19 protein-coding genes are annotated in these 16,879 nt (G+C 49.9%); 10 read left to right on the top strand and 9 right to left on the bottom strand.

The window, feature by feature from the left end:
* Window positions 1-75: 75 nt before the first annotated feature.
* On the bottom strand, window positions 76-666 hold the full coding sequence (slmA, locus tag BZG77_RS05535; RefSeq protein ID WP_025744387.1) for a nucleoid occlusion factor SlmA: 591 nt from the start codon (window positions 664-666) through the stop codon (window positions 76-78).
* 203 nt (window positions 667-869) lie between these two features.
* On the bottom strand, window positions 870-2,114 hold the full coding sequence (coaBC, locus tag BZG77_RS05540; protein ID WP_077646504.1) for a bifunctional phosphopantothenoylcysteine decarboxylase/phosphopantothenate--cysteine ligase CoaBC: 1,245 nt from the start codon (window positions 2,112-2,114) through the stop codon (window positions 870-872).
* A 245-nt stretch (window positions 2,115-2,359) separates the two neighbouring features.
* Between coaBC and radC the strand changes: the two genes are divergently transcribed.
* The 5 genes from radC (at window position 2,360) to mutM (ending at window position 5,080) form a co-directional block, all read left to right on the top strand.
* On the top strand, window positions 2,360-3,043 hold the full coding sequence (gene radC / locus BZG77_RS05545; RefSeq protein ID WP_077461507.1) for a RadC family protein: 684 nt from the start codon (window positions 2,360-2,362) through the stop codon (window positions 3,041-3,043).
* Between the two features lie 185 nt (window positions 3,044-3,228).
* A complete protein-coding gene (rpmB, locus tag BZG77_RS05550) occupies window positions 3,229-3,465 on the top strand; it encodes a 50S ribosomal protein L28 (protein WP_025673845.1) in 237 nt (78 codons plus the stop codon).
* 13 nt (window positions 3,466-3,478) lie between these two features.
* Window positions 3,479-3,649 carry a 50S ribosomal protein L33 gene (gene rpmG, locus BZG77_RS05555; protein ID WP_025673846.1) on the top strand — a complete coding sequence of 57 codons (171 nt, stop codon included), beginning with the start codon at window positions 3,479-3,481 and terminating at the stop codon, window positions 3,647-3,649.
* A gap of 117 nt (window positions 3,650-3,766) precedes the next feature.
* Window positions 3,767-4,246, top strand: coding sequence for a hypothetical protein (locus BZG77_RS05560; protein ID WP_077461508.1), 480 nt, complete (start codon window positions 3,767-3,769; stop codon window positions 4,244-4,246).
* An 18-nt stretch (window positions 4,247-4,264) separates the two neighbouring features.
* Complete coding sequence (gene mutM, locus BZG77_RS05565; protein ID WP_077646505.1) at window positions 4,265-5,080, top strand: bifunctional DNA-formamidopyrimidine glycosylase/DNA-(apurinic or apyrimidinic site) lyase; 816 nt, start codon at window positions 4,265-4,267, stop codon at window positions 5,078-5,080.
* On the opposite strand, the gene coaD is transcribed toward mutM, so the two are convergent.
* Complete coding sequence (coaD, locus tag BZG77_RS05570) at window positions 5,072-5,578, bottom strand: pantetheine-phosphate adenylyltransferase (protein ID WP_241844106.1); 507 nt, start codon at window positions 5,576-5,578, stop codon at window positions 5,072-5,074. The genes mutM and coaD overlap by 9 nt on opposite strands.
* A 160-nt stretch (window positions 5,579-5,738) precedes the next feature.
* Here coaD and BZG77_RS05575 point away from each other — a divergent pair, with 160 nt between their 5' ends.
* Entirely contained in the window at window positions 5,739-6,449 is a 711-nt protein-coding gene (locus BZG77_RS05575; RefSeq protein ID WP_077646535.1) for a 3-deoxy-D-manno-octulosonic acid kinase, read from the top strand.
* A 7-nt stretch (window positions 6,450-6,456) separates the two neighbouring features.
* On the opposite strand, the gene waaA is transcribed toward BZG77_RS05575, so the two are convergent.
* Window positions 6,457-7,716 carry a lipid IV(A) 3-deoxy-D-manno-octulosonic acid transferase gene (waaA, locus tag BZG77_RS05580; RefSeq protein WP_077646507.1) on the bottom strand — a complete coding sequence of 420 codons (1,260 nt, stop codon included), beginning with the start codon at window positions 7,714-7,716 and terminating at the stop codon, window positions 6,457-6,459.
* A 163-nt stretch (window positions 7,717-7,879) separates the two neighbouring features.
* On the opposite strand from waaA, the gene BZG77_RS05585 reads away from it, so the two are divergent.
* Window positions 7,880-8,800, top strand: coding sequence for a hypothetical protein (locus BZG77_RS05585; protein WP_077646508.1), 921 nt, complete (start codon window positions 7,880-7,882; stop codon window positions 8,798-8,800).
* Here BZG77_RS05585 and BZG77_RS05590 read toward each other — a convergent pair.
* The 5 genes from BZG77_RS05590 to rfaD are packed head-to-tail and all read right to left on the bottom strand — an operon-like array spanning window position 8,784 to window position 13,617.
* Entirely contained in the window at window positions 8,784-9,827 is a 1,044-nt protein-coding gene (locus BZG77_RS05590) for a glycosyltransferase family 4 protein (protein ID WP_077646509.1), read from the bottom strand. The two genes, BZG77_RS05585 and BZG77_RS05590, sit on opposite strands and share 17 nt — an antisense overlap.
* A gap of 1 nt (window position 9,828) precedes the next feature.
* Window positions 9,829-10,608 (bottom strand): glycosyltransferase family 2 protein, encoded by a 780-nt coding sequence (locus tag BZG77_RS05595; protein WP_077646510.1) that lies wholly within the window; start codon window positions 10,606-10,608, stop codon window positions 9,829-9,831.
* A complete protein-coding gene (gene waaF, locus BZG77_RS05600; protein ID WP_077646511.1) occupies window positions 10,605-11,642 on the bottom strand; it encodes a lipopolysaccharide heptosyltransferase II in 1,038 nt (345 codons plus the stop codon). Before waaF ends, BZG77_RS05595 begins: the two co-directional genes overlap by 4 nt.
* Window positions 11,639-12,619, bottom strand: a complete 981-nt coding sequence (gene lpxM / locus BZG77_RS05605; protein ID WP_077461514.1) for a lauroyl-Kdo(2)-lipid IV(A) myristoyltransferase — start codon at window positions 12,617-12,619, stop codon at window positions 11,639-11,641. The genes waaF and lpxM overlap by 4 nt, the downstream gene beginning before the upstream one ends.
* Before the next feature lie 53 nt (window positions 12,620-12,672).
* Window positions 12,673-13,617, bottom strand: coding sequence for an ADP-glyceromanno-heptose 6-epimerase (rfaD, locus tag BZG77_RS05610; protein ID WP_077461580.1), 945 nt, complete (start codon window positions 13,615-13,617; stop codon window positions 12,673-12,675).
* Between the two features lie 102 nt (window positions 13,618-13,719).
* Between rfaD and BZG77_RS05615 the strand changes: the two genes are divergently transcribed.
* From BZG77_RS05615 to tdh, 3 genes are all read left to right on the top strand, one after another.
* Window positions 13,720-14,388 carry a TetR/AcrR family transcriptional regulator gene (locus BZG77_RS05615; RefSeq protein ID WP_077646512.1) on the top strand — a complete coding sequence of 223 codons (669 nt, stop codon included), beginning with the start codon at window positions 13,720-13,722 and terminating at the stop codon, window positions 14,386-14,388.
* Between the two features lie 194 nt (window positions 14,389-14,582).
* Window positions 14,583-15,779 carry a glycine C-acetyltransferase gene (locus BZG77_RS05620; RefSeq protein ID WP_077646513.1) on the top strand — a complete coding sequence of 399 codons (1,197 nt, stop codon included), beginning with the start codon at window positions 14,583-14,585 and terminating at the stop codon, window positions 15,777-15,779.
* A gap of 19 nt (window positions 15,780-15,798) precedes the next feature.
* Window positions 15,799-16,827: an L-threonine 3-dehydrogenase gene (tdh, locus tag BZG77_RS05625; protein WP_077461581.1), complete on the top strand. Its 1,029-nt coding sequence runs from the start codon at window positions 15,799-15,801 to the stop codon at window positions 16,825-16,827.
* Window positions 16,828-16,879 lie beyond the last annotated feature (52 nt).

Consider the following 16,879-nt stretch of genomic DNA (forward strand, 5'->3'; position numbering starts at 1 on the left):
CATTGCGCTCGTTGAACGACGCCGATTGCATTGCGCCCATTGCATTGCGCCCATTTGCGTTGCAGCCAACACCGCTCATTGCAATTGATTGGTCAGCAGTTGCCAGTATTGTTCAAAATTCGCGGTTGGCAGCTGCTTAAACGATGAGCGTACGTAACGACAAAAGCCGCCTTCCACTTGGCTAATAAGCTGACTGGCAAGCACGGCTTCATCTAAAGGAAAGCCCTTTCCTTCGCGCAAGCGACGCTCACGTAATACTTGCTTGAGCTGTGCTTCAACGCGCTCGAAAAGCTGGTTGATGCGCGCTTGTAGCCTGTCTTGCTCAAACATCAGCGCATGGCCTGTCATGATGCGTGTCAGCCCTGGGTTACGTTCACCAAACACCAGCAATAATTGCAGAATCAACTTGAGACGAACCAAGGTGTCCTTTTCTTCTTCAATAATGAGATTGATGCGGGATAAGAGCGAGTCTTCGATAAATTCAATCAAGCCCTCAAACATACGTGCTTTACTGGGAAAATGACGATAAAGCGCGGCCTCTGACACCCCGACTTGCTCGGCGAGCTTGGCGGTGGTGATGCGCTGGCTGCCTTGGGTTGACTCCAGCATCTGCGCGAGCGCTTGGAGGATCTCTTCGCGGCGATTACTTTTTTTCGGGGCTGCCATGGATGCGATTCCTTTGTCTTTTTATCTATCACACTGGCGACGTTTAAAGGAGGCATCATGGAGAGGTGCCGCCGAGTGTGACGCTTTCCTCTTATCTTAGCGACGAGGTCTCTGTATTAAAAGCAAAAAGCGTAGCCATGGCGCACGCTTTTGAACTTGTTTTTCACCCGGAGCTAAGGGCTCCGGTGTGCTGGGTTTCTCCCTTATTCTTTTATCGATCGTTGCAAATAGCGCGTGTGAATGTGTGCAATTACGCTACGCGCTAACGTCGGTTTATCCGCAAGGGGGAGCGCTTTGTCACCGTCAGACCAGAATAGGTGCAGGGCATTATGATCACTGTTAAAGCCTTGATCGGCGTGAGACACATCATTTGCGCAAATCATATCGAGCTTTTTGCGGGTGAGTTTATCACGTGCGTAGGCTGCAACATCCTGGGTTTCGGCGGCAAAACCGACCGTAAATGGGCGATGCTGGGTTAAGTTGGCGACCGAGGCAATAATATCGGGGTTTTTCACCATGGTAACGGTCATCGTGTCTTTATCTGCCTGCTTTTTCATCTTCTGCTCGGCCATCGTTTGTGGACGGTAGTCAGCGACCGCGGCACAGCCGATAAAGACATCGTGCTCGGTGATAGAGGCATGCACAGCATCATGCATTTGTTGGGCCGTGGTGACATCCACGCGCGCGACACCGGTGGGCGTGCTTAATGCAACCGGACCGGAAATCAAGGTCACTTCGGCCCCCAAACTGGCGGCGGCCTCGGCCAAGGCATAGCCCATTTTTCCAGAGCTGTGATTCGACAAATAGCGAACCGGATCCAGGGCTTCTCGGGTTGGCCCGGCGGTAATCATTACCCGTTTATTGGTAAGCGGTTTTGGGCCGGCCCAGTGTTCACACTCTGCCACTAAGGCCAGTGGCTCAAGCATACGGCCTGGCCCCACATCGCCACAGGCTTGGGCACCGCTATCCGGCCCCCAAATAAGGCAACCGCGCGTGCGTAGGGCCTGTATATTCGCTTGGGTAGCGTGAGCGCGATACATTTGCTGGTTCATCGCCGGGGCAATCGCAATCGGTGCATCGGTGGCCAAGCACACCGTGGTGAGCAAGTCATTCCCCATCCCAGCGTGAATACGGGCGATTAAATCGGCGGTAGCGGGGGCAATCAATACTAAATCTGCCCATTTCGCTAACTCGATATGCCCCATTGAAGCCTCAGCAGCTGGATCGAGCAAGCTATCAGAGACCGGATGGCCTGAGACTGCTTGCAGGGTTAACGGTGTGATAAATTCTTTAGCAGCGCGTGTCATTACCACTTTGACAGTGGCACCACGCTCGATCAGGCGACGAGTCAAATCGGCACACTTATAGGCGGCAATTCCACCGCCCATGCCAAGCAGAATACGTTTACCTGCCAGCGTTTGGGCTGGCTGTGTTGAAGAATTGGCCATAATGCTCTGTGTGTTTGTGCTTGAATGGCGAAACCATACCATAATCCGCCGTGCAAAAAGTGTGTTAGCGCAAAGGAAAGCGCGTGGGATGTGAGCCAAGTAGAATGCGACCTAAGCACTGAGCGGTTGAAACCCTTGAGTGCTTATCAAGGGAAAATCGCGAGCGAGCCGCAGTTCCGCTCAAAAAGGATTGTGCGAGATCCCTCGCGTGTCTTAACTGGCGACAAAATCAAAGAGGGATAATAATGAGCTTAAAAACTTTGCCCTTGGATTGTCGTCCAAGGGAGCGTCTATTAGCACGTGGGGCGGACAGTTTATCGGATGCTGAGTTACTGGCGATATTTTTACGCACCGGTGTCACAGGGATGAGTGCGGTTGCGCTGGCCGATCATTTATTAACGGACTTTGGTTCGTTGCGTGCGCTGATGGGAGCCGATCAAACGGCGTTTTGTCAGCGTAAGGGGTTAGGCAGTGCGAAATACGCGCAACTGCAAGCGGTACTGGAGCTCAGCCGTCGTTATTTAAAAGAGACGTTAAGTAAAACGGATGCCCTGACCAGCCCCGATCATACTCGGCGTTATCTCTCGACGTTACTGCGCGATCGGCCACGAGAAGCCTTCTATGTGTTATTTCTCGATAACCAACACCGCGTGATTGCCGATGAGCAATTATTTGAAGGGACCCACAATGCCGCCAGTGTTTATCCGCGAGAAATTGTTCGTCGTGCATTAGAGCTTCATGCCGCTGCGTTAATTTTGGCACATAATCATCCTTCTGGGGTCGCTGAACCGAGCCAAGCGGACCGACATATCACTGATAAAATCGCCAATGCCTTGTCATTAGTGGATGTACGCGTGTTAGATCATCTGGTGGTCGGGGACGGAGATGTGGTATCGTTCGCTGAACGAGGTTGGTTGTTATCCTCCTAAGGATCGCCTTTGGCGAAAAAAACGATCAAAAAGCGCATAAAAGGATCTGCTCGGGACTTGAGCAATGTGAATTCAGTTAGTATAATGCGCCACCTTTGATAGCCTTGACCTTCGACCTGACCTTAACGTTGCAGGACTTGCGGACAAGGTTGATATCGAGCCGAAACGATTTTGGAGAGACTTTCATGTCACGAGTATGCCAAGTAACTGGCAAGCGTCCTGTAGTTGGTAACAACCGCTCTCACGCTAAGAACGCCACCAAGCGTCGTTTTCTGCCGAACCTGCAAACTCATCGTTTCTGGGTAGAAGGCGAAAAACGCTTCGTTAAACTGCGCCTATCCACTAAAGGTATGCGCATCATCGACAAAAAAGGCATCGAGTCTGTATTGACAGATATGCGTGCCCGCGGTGAGAAAGTATAAGAGGAATTAGAGAATGGCTAAAAGCGGCGTTCGTGAGAAGATTCGTCTAGTATCCTCAGCGGGTACTGGTCACTTCTACACCACAGACAAGAACAAACGTAACATGCCTAGCAAATTCGAGATCAAGAAATTTGATCCTGTAGTTCGCAAGCACGTTATGTATAAAGAAGCCAAAATCAAGTAATTTGATCGATGCTTTGATAAAAGACCCAGCTTCGGCTGGGTTTTTTTATAACTAAAATCCGTCAGTATTTGGGTATATACTGCGATAAATACGTACAGCGGCCTTGGGTGAGAAAACATGAAGCTAAAACGGCAGACGTGGAACAACATCCTGATTTTTTCAGTCGTGATTTTTTTTGGCTTAATGCTATTGCCCGATTATTTACGTCATCAGCGCCAATCAAATGCCATGCCTGAAGGCGTCATTGCGCTGGTGGACTCACGCAGTGAGGTGTTATCACTGCGCTTTGCGCATTTAACGCTCACCCGTACCTTGGATGGCTGGCAAACGGATAAGCCGTTAGTGATCAGTCCAACCGAGCTGGCTCAGCGGTGGCTAGGGTTGGCAGGCACCCAAGTTGATGAAGCAACCTTACAGTCACTGCGCCCACAACTTACCGCTCCCCGTACGCTTGAGTTGACCCGTAGTCCAGACAAAGAGCCGATCCGTATTACTTATTATCAGCAGCCCCAATTTTGGTTGATGCAAAATGAGCAGGGGCAATGGCTGGCGGTGTCTGTTGATCGTCGGTATCTTTTCCCGCTAACTAAATCGTGATAATCCAGAGCCATTGCTATGCCAGAATTACCGGAAGTAGAAGTGAGCCGTTTAGGCATCATACCGTATGTCGAAGGGCAAACGGTGACCGATATTACTATTCGTCAGCCAAAGTTACGTTGGCCGATTCCCGATGCGCTGCAGCAACTTAAAGGGCAGGTTATCCGCCGGGTTACCCGTCGGGCCAAGTATCTGTTGTTAGAAACCGATGTCGGGGCGGCGATTATCCACTTGGGTATGTCAGGCAGTTTGCGGGTGCTACCGACGTCACTGGCGCCCGAGAAGCACGATCATGTCGATGTGACACTCAGTAATGGGCGCTTACTGCGTTATCATGATCCACGCCGCTTTGGCGCCTGGCTGTGGCAAGACGGTGAGACGCCCCATTCCGTTTTGGGTAAATTGGGCCCCGAGCCATTAACCGATGCTTTCGACCCTGACTACCTGTTAGCCAAAGCAACAGGGAAAAAAATGGCGATGAAGAGCTTTATTATGGATAACGCGGTGGTAGTTGGGGTAGGCAATATTTACGCTAACGAATCGTTATTTTGTGCGGGGATTCACCCTAAGCGACCCGCGGGTAGTCTCACGGCGACTGAGGCGGCGTGCTTGGTGAACGAAATTAAAACCGTTCTCGCAGCCGCCATCACTCAAGGAGGAACCACGCTTAAAGATTTTACGCAAGCGGATGGTAAAGCCGGTTATTTCGCCCAAGCGCTGCGTGTTTATGGTAAATCCGGTCAGCCTTGTCCGGCTTGTGACGTTGTGCTTGAGCGTATCGTAATTGGACAGCGGGCAACGGTATTTTGCCCGCAATGCCAGCCTTTAGGATGAAGGCGTTGCCTGCAGCTTGTCTTTCAGAGCCTTGAGTACCTCGTGGTGCACAAATTCTCGCGTGTCTCCCCCGTGCAAAGCCACTTCTTTGACGAGTGTGGAAGAGATAAAAGAGTGTTCCTCCGACGGGGTTAAAAAGACACTCTCTAGCTCGGGCATTAAACGCCGGTTCATGTTGGCCAACTGAAACTCATACTCAAAGTCTGATACGGCACGCAAACCACGGACCAAAATGTTGGCTTGGTACTGTTTGGCAAAGTTGACCAGTAATCCTGAGAACCCAACCACGGAGACATTGGATAAGTGCGCGGTGACCGTTTGCGTCAGGGCGACGCGTTCATTCAGATCAAAAAGCGGTTGTTTGCTTGGACTGGCGGCAATGCCCACAATCACATCGTCAAACATTCGTGCCGCGCGCTCAATCAGATCCAAGTGACCGTTGGTGATCGGATCAAATGTGCCCGGGTAAATCACGCGGGTATGTTGTTTTTGTGTCACTGGCTTATCCTTAAAAACGTGTATTGGGAAGAGGTTATCAAATCCTTGTTCTGCGCGCATTGTTCTGACTCTCTTGCGTGCCCTTGCCTGTGATTCTAACCGCGAGCAAGGTACACTGATGTGCGCCAGCGTCAGTGCGTAAACAGGAAAAACCGTGAGTATAGAAGTCGAGCAACGCGAAAACGAGTGCATCTGGTACGATCCTACCTTGGTGGTCGGGGAGCCGCGCCAGTATTTTGATATTCATTTTTGGCACCAACAGGCTGCCGTCACCGGCTCGGCCAAAGGGCGAGGGGTTACCTTTTTTGTCCGAAGCCCGAAAATGGAGATGGCACTGCGGCATTATTATCGCGGCGGCCTGTTCGGCAAATTGGTGAAAGACCAATACTGGTTTACGGGCTGGGAGGAAACGCGCTGCGGGGCGGAGTTGCGCTTATTGGCTTATTTGCGCGAGAAAAAACTCCCTGTACCGCGCCCCGTCGCTGCTCGTGCGGTAAAGACAGGCCGTACCTATCGTGCCGATATCTTGGTAGAAAAAGTCCCAGGAGCCCGTGACTTGGTGGCGATATTAAGCGAAAACAGCTTGCTAGCTCACGATTATCACGCCATTGGCCGCTTGGTGCGTCGTTTACATGATGCTGGCGTGTGCCATTCTGATCTGAATATCCATAATATTCTTCGTGATAGAAAAGGCAAACTGTGGCTGATTGATTTTGATAAGTGCCAACAGCGTGATGGCGAACAGTGGAAAGAGGATAATCTTGCCCGCCTTCATCGCTCGTTTAAAAAAGAAAAAGAGAAGCGCCAAATCCGCTGGCAGCCCGWGGATTGGGCTGCGGTCTTAAAAGGTTACAATCATATTCGAAAGTAGTCGCCACTCAGTGCGAGTGTCGAAGCCAAGGGGTGAGTGCTTGTAAGGTTCGCTCAACGGCGCCACGGTTTTCTTCGACCACCGCCAAACCGGCTTTTCCTGCTTGCGCTGCCAGTGGCGGTGCATTAAAGAAAGCGCCAATCTTTGCCGCGAGATCTTGGCTATCGTTACATACTTGCAGTGCGCCTGCGTCTATTAACGCATCACCAATGACTTGGAAGTTATAGTAACTGGGTCCGGTTAATAAGGGTTTGCTGAGCGCAGCGGGCTCTAACAGATTATGACCGCCAACTTTGGCGCCTAAAAAACTCCCTGCCATGACAACCACATCTGCACTGGCGAGATACATCATCATCTCACCCATGGTATCGCCAAGGTACACTTGCGTGCTCGTGGCAAGCGCCTCGCCCTGAGTATGTCTTTGTATACTGAGGCCCTGAGCCGCGACTTGTTGCGAGACATCATCAAAGCGCTCAGGGTGGCGAGGGACCATAATCAATAAAGCATCCGGATAATCACGTAGCAAAATACGGTGGGCGGCTAACATGATGGCATCTTCGCCTGCATGGGTGCTGGCCGCTATCCAGCAAGGGCGTTCACCGCGAGCGTCACGAAGCGCAGCGCCTAAATCAGGATTTACCGCCTTGATATCAAACTTCACCGACCCAACTGCGCTTAGTTTTTCTGCGGGGACCCCCAGTGCGGCAAAACGTGCTTTATCAGTGGTATGCTGACACAGTATGAGATCGATATGCTGACTCATGGCACGAAAGAGCGGCGCAATTTTTTGATAATGGTGGCATGCCTTTTCAGAAAGTCTCGCATTAATGATCGTAATGGGAACACCGGCACGACTGACATGATGCAAAGTATTGGGCCAAAGCTCGGTCTCCATGATCACGCATAGCCTTGGAGAGACTGCACGTAAAAAACCACGAATCGCAAACGGAAAATCAACCGGCATATAGCGATGGTTCACACCTTTGATGCGCATTGCCTGCTCGGCCCCAGTGGCTGTAGTGGTGGTGATGAGGATAGGAACATCGGGATAAGCTTGTTGCATTGCACTGATCACCGGCTTGGCGGCGAGGACCTCCCCCACGGAAACCGCATGCAACCAAATCGGCGCCCCCTCAATGTTGGGTGTGCGACCAAAGTGCTCTTGCCAGCGCTCCCCCATCGCCGGCTTACCGGGCCGTTTACGATAAAGCCCGACAAGCAAAAAAGGGGCAGCAAGCGTGAGTAATAATGTGTATAACCAGCGCACAGGGAAACTCCTATTGATAGATAGTTTCCATAATAACGACTTGATTGGAATTTGTTGATATTTGATTGTCGGTAATAGCTCACGCCTTGACACTTGGGTCTGATAATCAATTACTAAGTTATGCTAGAGTTAGCGCCATTTAGCAGCGAATTACAGCAATAGCATGGGAATATTAAAAAAAATAGAGAAAAGCATCAGAGAGCGTAAGCAGCGCCATCGCAACCAAAGGGACATTGAAAGTATTTTCGCGACGCGTCTTCGCCAAGAACAACTTCACCAGCAGATGCTTACTGATACAAGCTCCTTGGTTTCCGATCACGCGTATTTTGATACGCCGTTAGTTGTTAGCTTGACCTCGTTTGCTGAAAAGGTGCATGAGGTCTACCTCGTCGTCGAGTCGTTGGCGCAGCAGACTTGCCCACCAAACCGCATTATTCTTTGGCTCGACGAAAAGGAATACAATGATGTTAATCTGCCACATTCGCTAAAGCGGCAACGTGAGCGCGGGCTAGAGGTAAGATATTGCGAGAATACCAAGTCATACAAAAAGATTATTCCCACTTTAAATTTGGTCCCCGAAGCCTATGTATTGACTGTTGATGATGATGAGCTGTATCCGCACAGTATGATTGAAGGGTTGATTCGCACTTGCCGCCATCATCCGGGCCATATTTATGGGCATCGAGGACACAAAATCACGACTCGAGGTGGCGAAGTGCGGCCCTACAAACGCTGGCAATACTGCGCTAGCCTCTCTACACCCAGTCATCACCTGATGCTCACTGGCTGCGAGGGTATTTTATATCCACCGCAATCACTTCATCCTGATGTACTCGATCAGTCATTATCCATGCAGCTCGCTCCGAGCGCAGACGACTTGTGGCTAAAGGTCATGGCAATTCGACAAGGTAGCCTGTGCATGAAAGTGCCATATAGCGACCCATCGTTTGCTTTAAAACGGCATCGTGCTATTGGATTAGCGCAGACCAACATTCGCCAAGGTGGGAACGATAGGCAGCTTAAGATGCTGCTTGACCATTACCCCGAGGTCAGACAGGCATTGTTAGTTAACGAAGCTCAGTGATGATTTTCTGATAGAGCGTTTGATAAGTAAGCGCGGTTTGGGAAATATCACATGCTACTGCCTGTTGTAGGCTACCGGCAATAAGGTGCGCTAGAAGCGCGCCTTGCTGTGTGATGTCCTCGATACGTTGCGCCAACTGGTTAGCATTGCCTGGTTCAATAAGATGCCCAGTGACACCATGCTCAATGATATCAGGGATCCCGCCAGCACGCGTTGCAACAACAGGGAGCCCGGCTGCCATTGCTTCTAAAATGACCGAACCTAAGCCTTCTGAATAGGAAGGATGAACGAGTAAATCGGCCGCTGCGAACCAATCGCCCATATTCGTTTGTTTACCAGCAAAGTGAACGTTGCTGATTCCTTTCGCTTGAAGCTCTAACGCTTCACGCTCTTTACCATCACCAAGCAAACAAAACTGGATGTTGGGCGATGTGTTAGCAAGTAACCGTGCCGCTTCTATCGTGACATCAAAGCCTTTATGCGCATACATATTGGCGGCATGAATCACTAAGAACTTCCCATGAAATTGCGCTTTGATTTTCTCAACCTTATCTTGCGATACAGGGTAGATGACAGGAGAGCTAGGAATTTTGACTAACTTGGCATCAGGGTAACGTTTTTCTAGTTGATGGATAATCTCCGAACTCAAACCGACCAGGGCACTCGCTTTGCGGTATGCAAGTTGAGATAACCACTTTTTCTTTAAAGGATTATCAATGCGGCGTGTCACGATATAAGGCACATTATGTAATAAGCGCTGGAGCAATGCCCAATAAATCGCTCGGCCTTCGTGGACATGGACCAGATCACATGTTGCGGTGATTGAGCGCTCATGTCGTCGAGTATAGTGCGGACAAAGCACTAATTGGCATTGTTCTAACGCGCGAATTTTATCAGCGAGCGGGCTTTTGGGGTTCACCACTACGGTGAGTCGATAACCCATTGCGAGCTGTTGTTTAATCAGTGTGAGCGTTTGTCGCTCACCGCCGCTAAAACCAGAAGCGAGATTAACGYGGCAAATGTGCATCTTAACGTTGTTTTTTGACATAGTCTCTTAGCCATAAGTCGGCATAACGCGTAAAAACGACGTTGGCGCTGAGAAGTGCGAGGATAAAGCCATGTCGACCATCTAAAAATCCTTTTTTCAAGAAATACATCTTAATAAATCTAAAAAGAGCATGCCCTAAAGCTTTGGAGACACTTGAGCTCTTCTTGCCCTCGCGCTGATCACTCCATAACTTTATATATTGGTTGGTTTTAGCGGTATATTCATGGAGGTAATTAAACGTGTTATGCAGTAGAACACCATTTAAATAAATTTTCTTATGTGTGTTAGGAACAACAACATGTTCATGCACGAGAGAATCAGAATAATGAGTTTCTGATGTTTTATAAAGTCGGCAAATCCAATCTGGGTGCCAACCAGAGTGCTTGATTTCTTTCCCAAAGGCGTTAGAAAGCCTATTTATGTAATAGACACAGTTAGGTTGGTGGTCATTGATAACACCTAAGATATTTTTCTTTAATTCAGGTGTGACTCTTTCATCTGCGTCTAACCAAAACACAAAGTCACTTTCTACATATGATTGAGCGCGCTGGCGTTGTTTTCCAAATCCACGCCAGTCTGAAGCTACGTAGACTTTATCCGTATACTGTTTAGCTATTTCAGTTGTGTTATCTGAGCTTCCCGCGTCCAGTACAACGATTTCATCCACCCAATTGCATACAGACTGCAAACATAGGTCAATATTATGCGCCTCGTTTTTAACGATAAGTGCAACGGCAACGGTTGAATTCCTTTCACTCATGACGCTTTATCCATCTTTATTAAAGAAATAACGCGGCTAGGGTCCAAATCCTTTAAACACTTCAAATGCCCAAGTGGACATTCGCGTTGAAAGCAGGGGCGACATTCAATATCTGTATGCACAATGTCGACCTTACTGGTTAAAGGCGGCGTGTAATCGGGGGACGTTGAGCCATAAATGGCAATGACCTGGCAGTTGACCGCCGCGGCGATGTGCATCAAGCCGGAGTCATTACTGACGACGGTTTGACAAGCGCCTAATAGATCAACAGCCTCAATTAAATTGGTTTTACCCGCTAACACATGAATATTCGATGCGTTGTCGGCAAGGGCGGCAATTTTTTCACAGGTGTCGATATCTTTGGCTGAGCCAAACAGCCAAACTTGAAACCCCTTAGCATGCATCTGGCGAGCGACCTCGGCATAGTGTTGCTCAGGCCACTTTTTGGCTGGGCCGAACTCGGCACCCGGGCAAAGACCCACGATGGGTCTATCTTGGTTTAAGCCCAGCTTGGTGATCACAGCCGCTTGTGCGTCAGGATCAATGGTTAATTCAGGTTTTGGTAGGCCTTCAAGGCCGCCGAGTGAGACCGAACTTTGCATCGTGGCGCGTGGGTGTGCCAGGGCAACATAGCGCTCAACCATATATTGAAACGCTTTTTTATTGGGACGCAGGTCGTTGAGCAAACCATAACGCATTTCACCTTTCCAACCGGTACGTGTTGGGATCCCAGCAAACCAAGGGATCAGCGCCGATTTGGCGGAATTAGGCAATACATAGGCATGGTCATAGCCATGTTTTGCTAAGCGTTTACCTAATTGGTAGCGCTTACCGAGTGCAAATTCTCCATGACCCAGTGGCATGTCGATACTGCGATTAACTTCTGGCATACGCGCCAAAATAGGGGCGCACCATCCAGGCGCCATCACGTCAATGGTGGCGTCAGGGTGTTGTTGTTTGATGGCTTTATACAGTGATTGCGACATCACCATATCGCCGACCCAAGACGGGCCAATGACGAGTACTCGTGTCATGATGCCCGTTTCCTTTTTGCCTCTTGGTAGATATTGCGGCCGTCTTCGCGTGTGCGGAGCAGCTGTAGGATCCACATGTATTGATCGTATTGACCCTCGAGCATGGTTTCGATGTGTTGATTCATCATGTGGGCGTCCGTTTTGCTATCACCGGTTGGAAACTCGCTAAATGCTGGATGGATGGTAATGACAAACCGGCCGGTTTTGGCATCAAAGCCAGATAGCACAGGCACGATATGCGAACGCGTGACTTTGCTCAACTTGCCGAGACTTGGCAGTGTCGCCTTGGTTGTTGAGAAAAAAGGAACAAACTCACTGCTTTCATCACGCATATCTTCATCGGGCAGGTAATAGCCTAAGAAGCCTCGTTTAACCGCACGAATAAAAGGTTTAATCCCTGCTTCTCGTTCGTAGCAGTTACCACCATATTGTACTCGTTGACGGTGCATCAGCCAGTCGAGGAGACCGTTTTTTTGTCGTTTTGAGAAGGCAGCGACAGGTAAGCCCTGTGAGGCAAATAAAATCGCCGCCGCATCAATCGCCCAGGTATGGGGCACAAACAAGATCACCGGCTCACCATGATCGGTGTGGCGGGTAATATGCTCCATGCCAATGACATCACAGTGCTGTTGAAACCACTGACGACCACGTAACGTAATCAGTGGAAAACTGAGTAAAAACGCTCCTGCGGTTGTTAGCGTCTCGACCAAGATCGCTTCGCGTGCTTGCTTAGATTGCTCTGGAAAGCAGGCTTCAAGGTTGAGCCATGCATTCAAAATCGTGCCTTTTTTCTTTTTCACCAGCTTGCGTGCCACCCATTGGGCAAAGCGATACTTTGCTCGTGCAGGCACCAACAAACAGATTGGCAAGGCAGCCAATAACATTAGCCAGGTGCCCCAATATTTCGGTGCGAGGAAGGCACGCGAAAATTCGGGGTTATAGGCATTTGGATCGTAATCGGGTCGCTGTTTTGTCATTATTCGATTTTCTCATACGCCAAGCGTCACGGCTTGGCGTAAACATCATTATATTAGCGATTGATTTCAGCCAGATAGGCGGCAACACCTTCAGCCACAGTCTTAAAGGAAGCGGTATATCCGGCTTCACGAACCTTGGTCAAATCGGCCTGCGTGTAAGCTTGATAGCGGCCTTTTAAGTGATCGGGGAACGGCACCTCTTCAATTTCCCCTTGACCGTGAAACGCGATGACAGCGTTGGCGACGGCGCTAAACGGTTCGGCACGGCCAGTACCACAGTTAAAAATGCCGGAGATTTGTTGCTGCCAGAACCAGATATTCATTTGACACACGTCGCCAACATAGACGAAATCACGCTTAAAGGTGTCACTGCCTTCAAACAGCTTCGGGTTTTCACCGTTTAAGATTTGCTGGTTCAGGTGGTAAGCAACGGACGCCATGCTGCCTTTGTGCTGCTCACGAGGGCCGTAAACGTTGAAGTAACGAAAACCGGTGATCGGTGGCAGTGTTTCACCGTGCGCCTTGGCATCGTCTTGCACGCGACGGACATAATTATCAAACTGCTGCTTCGAGTAGCCGTAAACATTCAGCGCGCCTTCATACTCTGGCGCTTCAATGAAGTCACTGTCGCGGCCGCCATAAGTAGCCGCTGACGAGGCGTATAAAAACGGAATGTCACGGTCAATGCAGTAATGCAATAGCTCTTTAGAATATTCATAGTTATTGAGCATCATGTACTTGCCGTCCCACTCGGTGGTCGCTGAGCAAGCACCTTGGTGGAAAATCGCTTCGATAGGCCCGAAGTTCTCACCGGCCATGATTTGGGTAAGAAAGTCTTCCTTATCCATGTAATCAGCAATATCCAAATCAACCAGGTTAACGAATTTGGTGCCGTCTTTAAGGTTATCGACGACAACGATGTCACGATAGCCTTGCTCGTTAAGTGCTTTTACTAAGTTGCTACCGATCATGCCGGCACCACCAGTCACAAAAATCATATCGTTACCTAATTCATCGTTGCAGGCGACAGACGCCGTCGCCATTATTGTTGACTGTGATAGTATGGTTACGCATCAACCGGGCAGAGGACTGAACCATACATGAAAACCCAAGACCGAATTATCCATGCTGCACTGGCTTTATTCAATCAACACGGTGAGCCAAATATTACCACGAATCATATTGCGGCTGATCTTGGGATAAGCCCGGGAAACCTTTATTACCACTTTCGTAATAAAGAGGCGATTATACACAGCATTTTTGATCAATACGCGCAAGATCTCGCCCTTGCGTTTGATCCTAGTCAGCCTCAAGAAGATACCCAAGCGCTGTTGCAACATTATCTTGATGCAACGTTCAGTTTGATGTGGCGCTACCGCTTTTTTTACGCCAATCTGCCCGATATTCTGCGTCGCGATGAAGCGTTACAGCATAAGTACCTCGATGCACAACAACAGCTTCAAACCAACCTGATGACTATTTTGCAGCATTACAGCCATGCGGGATGGTTGAATCTGAGTGAGAGTGGGTTGGCTGCCGTGGGCGAAACCTTGAAGCAGGTCGCGTCAAGCTGGATTTTCTACCAAAGTGCGCAAGCGCCACAAACACATATTCATGCTGGTGTGATCTACAAAGGCGTTTTACAGATGTTGGCGTTGCTACATCCGCTGACTTCCTCGCAAGGGCAAACCGCTATCGCTGCATTAATGGACCACTATCAGCAGCAATTGGTTCGCCAAGATATACGCGCACGGGATACCTTAAACTAACCGGTCCAACGTCGTTTATTGTGTTTTGCGCGATATTCCGCCAGCCTAAGGCGGAATACACGATATGAATCACTGTCTCGTGCGGGTTATTGGCACAAACCTAATGAACGTGCCATGATAGCAGCCAATCATTCGCCGTACAGAAACTGTGCGGCGGCCTTCCAAAAGTAATCATCACCAGCATGGAGATTGCGATGACGGCTGCCTTCTATCAGCAAATGCGTCATCAGCTTGAGCAAGTAAAAGCTGATGGCTTGTACAAAAGTGAACGCCTTATTACTTCCCCGCAATCGGCCAGTGTGGCCGTTAATCATGAGCAACAGGTGCTCAATTTCTGCGCGAATAACTATCTAGGGTTAGCCAATCATCCTGCCTTGGTTGAGGCTGCCAAAGCGGGGATGGATGAGCACGGCTTTGGTATGGCGTCAGTGCGCTTTATTTGTGGCACGCAAGACGCCCATAAAACCCTTGAGGCCAAACTCTCTGACTTTTTGGGCATGGAAGATACGATTTTGTATTCGTCATGCTTTGATGCGAATACCGGCTTGTTCGAAACTATCCTGGGGCCTGATGATGCCATTGTCTCAGATGCGTTGAACCATGCATCGATCATTGATGGGGTGCGTTTATGTAAAGCGAAGCGGTTCCGTTACGCCAACAACGATATGGACGAGCTGGAAGCCCAACTTAAAGCCGCGAAAGCAGCCAATGTGGCGAATATCTTGATTGTCACCGACGGCGTTTTCTCGATGGATGGCGTGGTCGCTAACTTGCCCGCGGTGTGCGATCTGGCTGAGCAGTATGGCGCGTTGGTGATGGTGGATGACTCCCACGCTGTGGGCTTTATGGGCGATCATGGCCGAGGCACCCACGAATACCACCAAGTCATGGACCGCGTTGATATCATCACTGGGACCTTGGGTAAAGCCATGGGGGGAGCCTCGGGTGGCTATACATCGGGTAAAAAAGAAGTGATCGATTGGTTGCGTCAACGTTCACGCCCTTATCTGTTCTCGAATTCACTGGCACCGGCGATTGTGTCGGCCTCTATTCGCGTGCTCGATATGCTGGCGGAAAGTGACCATTTGCGCGCACAGCTATGGGATAACAGCGCACATTTCCGGGCTCGCATGACTGAGGCAGGTCTCACGCTAGCAGGCGCGGATCATGCCATTATTCCGGTGATGCTGGGAGATGCCAAAGTCGCGAGTGAGTTTGCCGAACGTATGATGCAAGAGGGCGTTTATGTCGTGGGCTTCTCTTATCCGGTGGTGCCGAAAGGGCAAGCACGTATTCGCACTCAAATGTCAGCTGCACACACGCGTGAGCAACTGGACCGCGCGATTGATGCTTTCATCAAAGTCGGTAAAGAAATGCAACTGATTGGGTAATCGTATGACACAAACAAGCATGAAAGCCCTGGCGAAGCTAAAAGCCGAGCCCGGTATTTGGATGACGGAGGCGGCGCTGCCTGAGCTTGGGCATAACGATCTACTGATCAAAATCCGCAAAACCGCCATCTGCGGTACCGACGTTCATATTTACAAGTGGGATGAGTGGTCGCAAAACACCATTCCGGTTCCCATGGTAGTCGGTCACGAATATGTGGGCGAAGTGGTTGGGATTGGACAAGAAGTCAAAGGCTTCGCCATCGGTGATCGCGTCTCCGGAGAAGGCCACATTACTTGTGGTCACTGCCGTAATTGCCGCGGCGGACGCACCCACCTTTGCCGTAATACCGAAGGGGTCGGGGTCAATCGTCCTGGCGCATTTGCGGAATATTTAGTGATCCCAGCGTTTAATGCCTTCAAAATTCCAGCGGAAATTTCGGACGATTTAGCCTCGATCTTTGACCCATTTGGCAATGCGGTGCACACCGCGTTATCGTTTGATCTGGTCGGCGAAGACGTGCTAATCACAGGTGCCGGCCCGATTGGTATCATGGCGGCAGCGGTGGCGCGCCATGTTGGGGCGCGCCATGTGGTGATCACTGATGTGAACGAGTATCGCCTTGAGCTTGCCCGCAAAATGGGCGTGACTCGGGCGGTAAACGTCGCCGAGACCTCGATAGAATCGGTGATGGAAGAGCTTGGAATGACGGAAGGCTTTGACGTTGGCATGGAAATGTCGGGCGTCCCTGCCGCTTTTAATAGCATGCTGTCAGCCATGAACCATGGCGGCAATATTGCTTTACTCGGGATCCCACCGAGCGATATGGGCATTGATTGGAACCAAGTGATCTTTAAAGGCTTGGTAATCAAAGGTATCTATGGTCGCGAAATGTTTGAGACTTGGTACAAGATGGCCTCCTTGATTCAATCAGGGTTGGATTTAACCCCCATCATTACCCACCATTACCACGTGGATGACTTTCAAGAAGGCTTTGAGATGATGTGCTCAGGGCAGTCTGGCAAGGTGATCCTCGACTGGCAGGGCTAATGTAAGAGACCTATAACGCCATGTGACCGGGTGATTGAAGGCTCACCAGGTG

Source organism: Salinivibrio sp. IB643 (assembly GCF_001996105.1).
Taxonomy (GTDB): Bacteria; Pseudomonadota; Gammaproteobacteria; order Enterobacterales; family Vibrionaceae; genus Salinivibrio; species Salinivibrio costicola.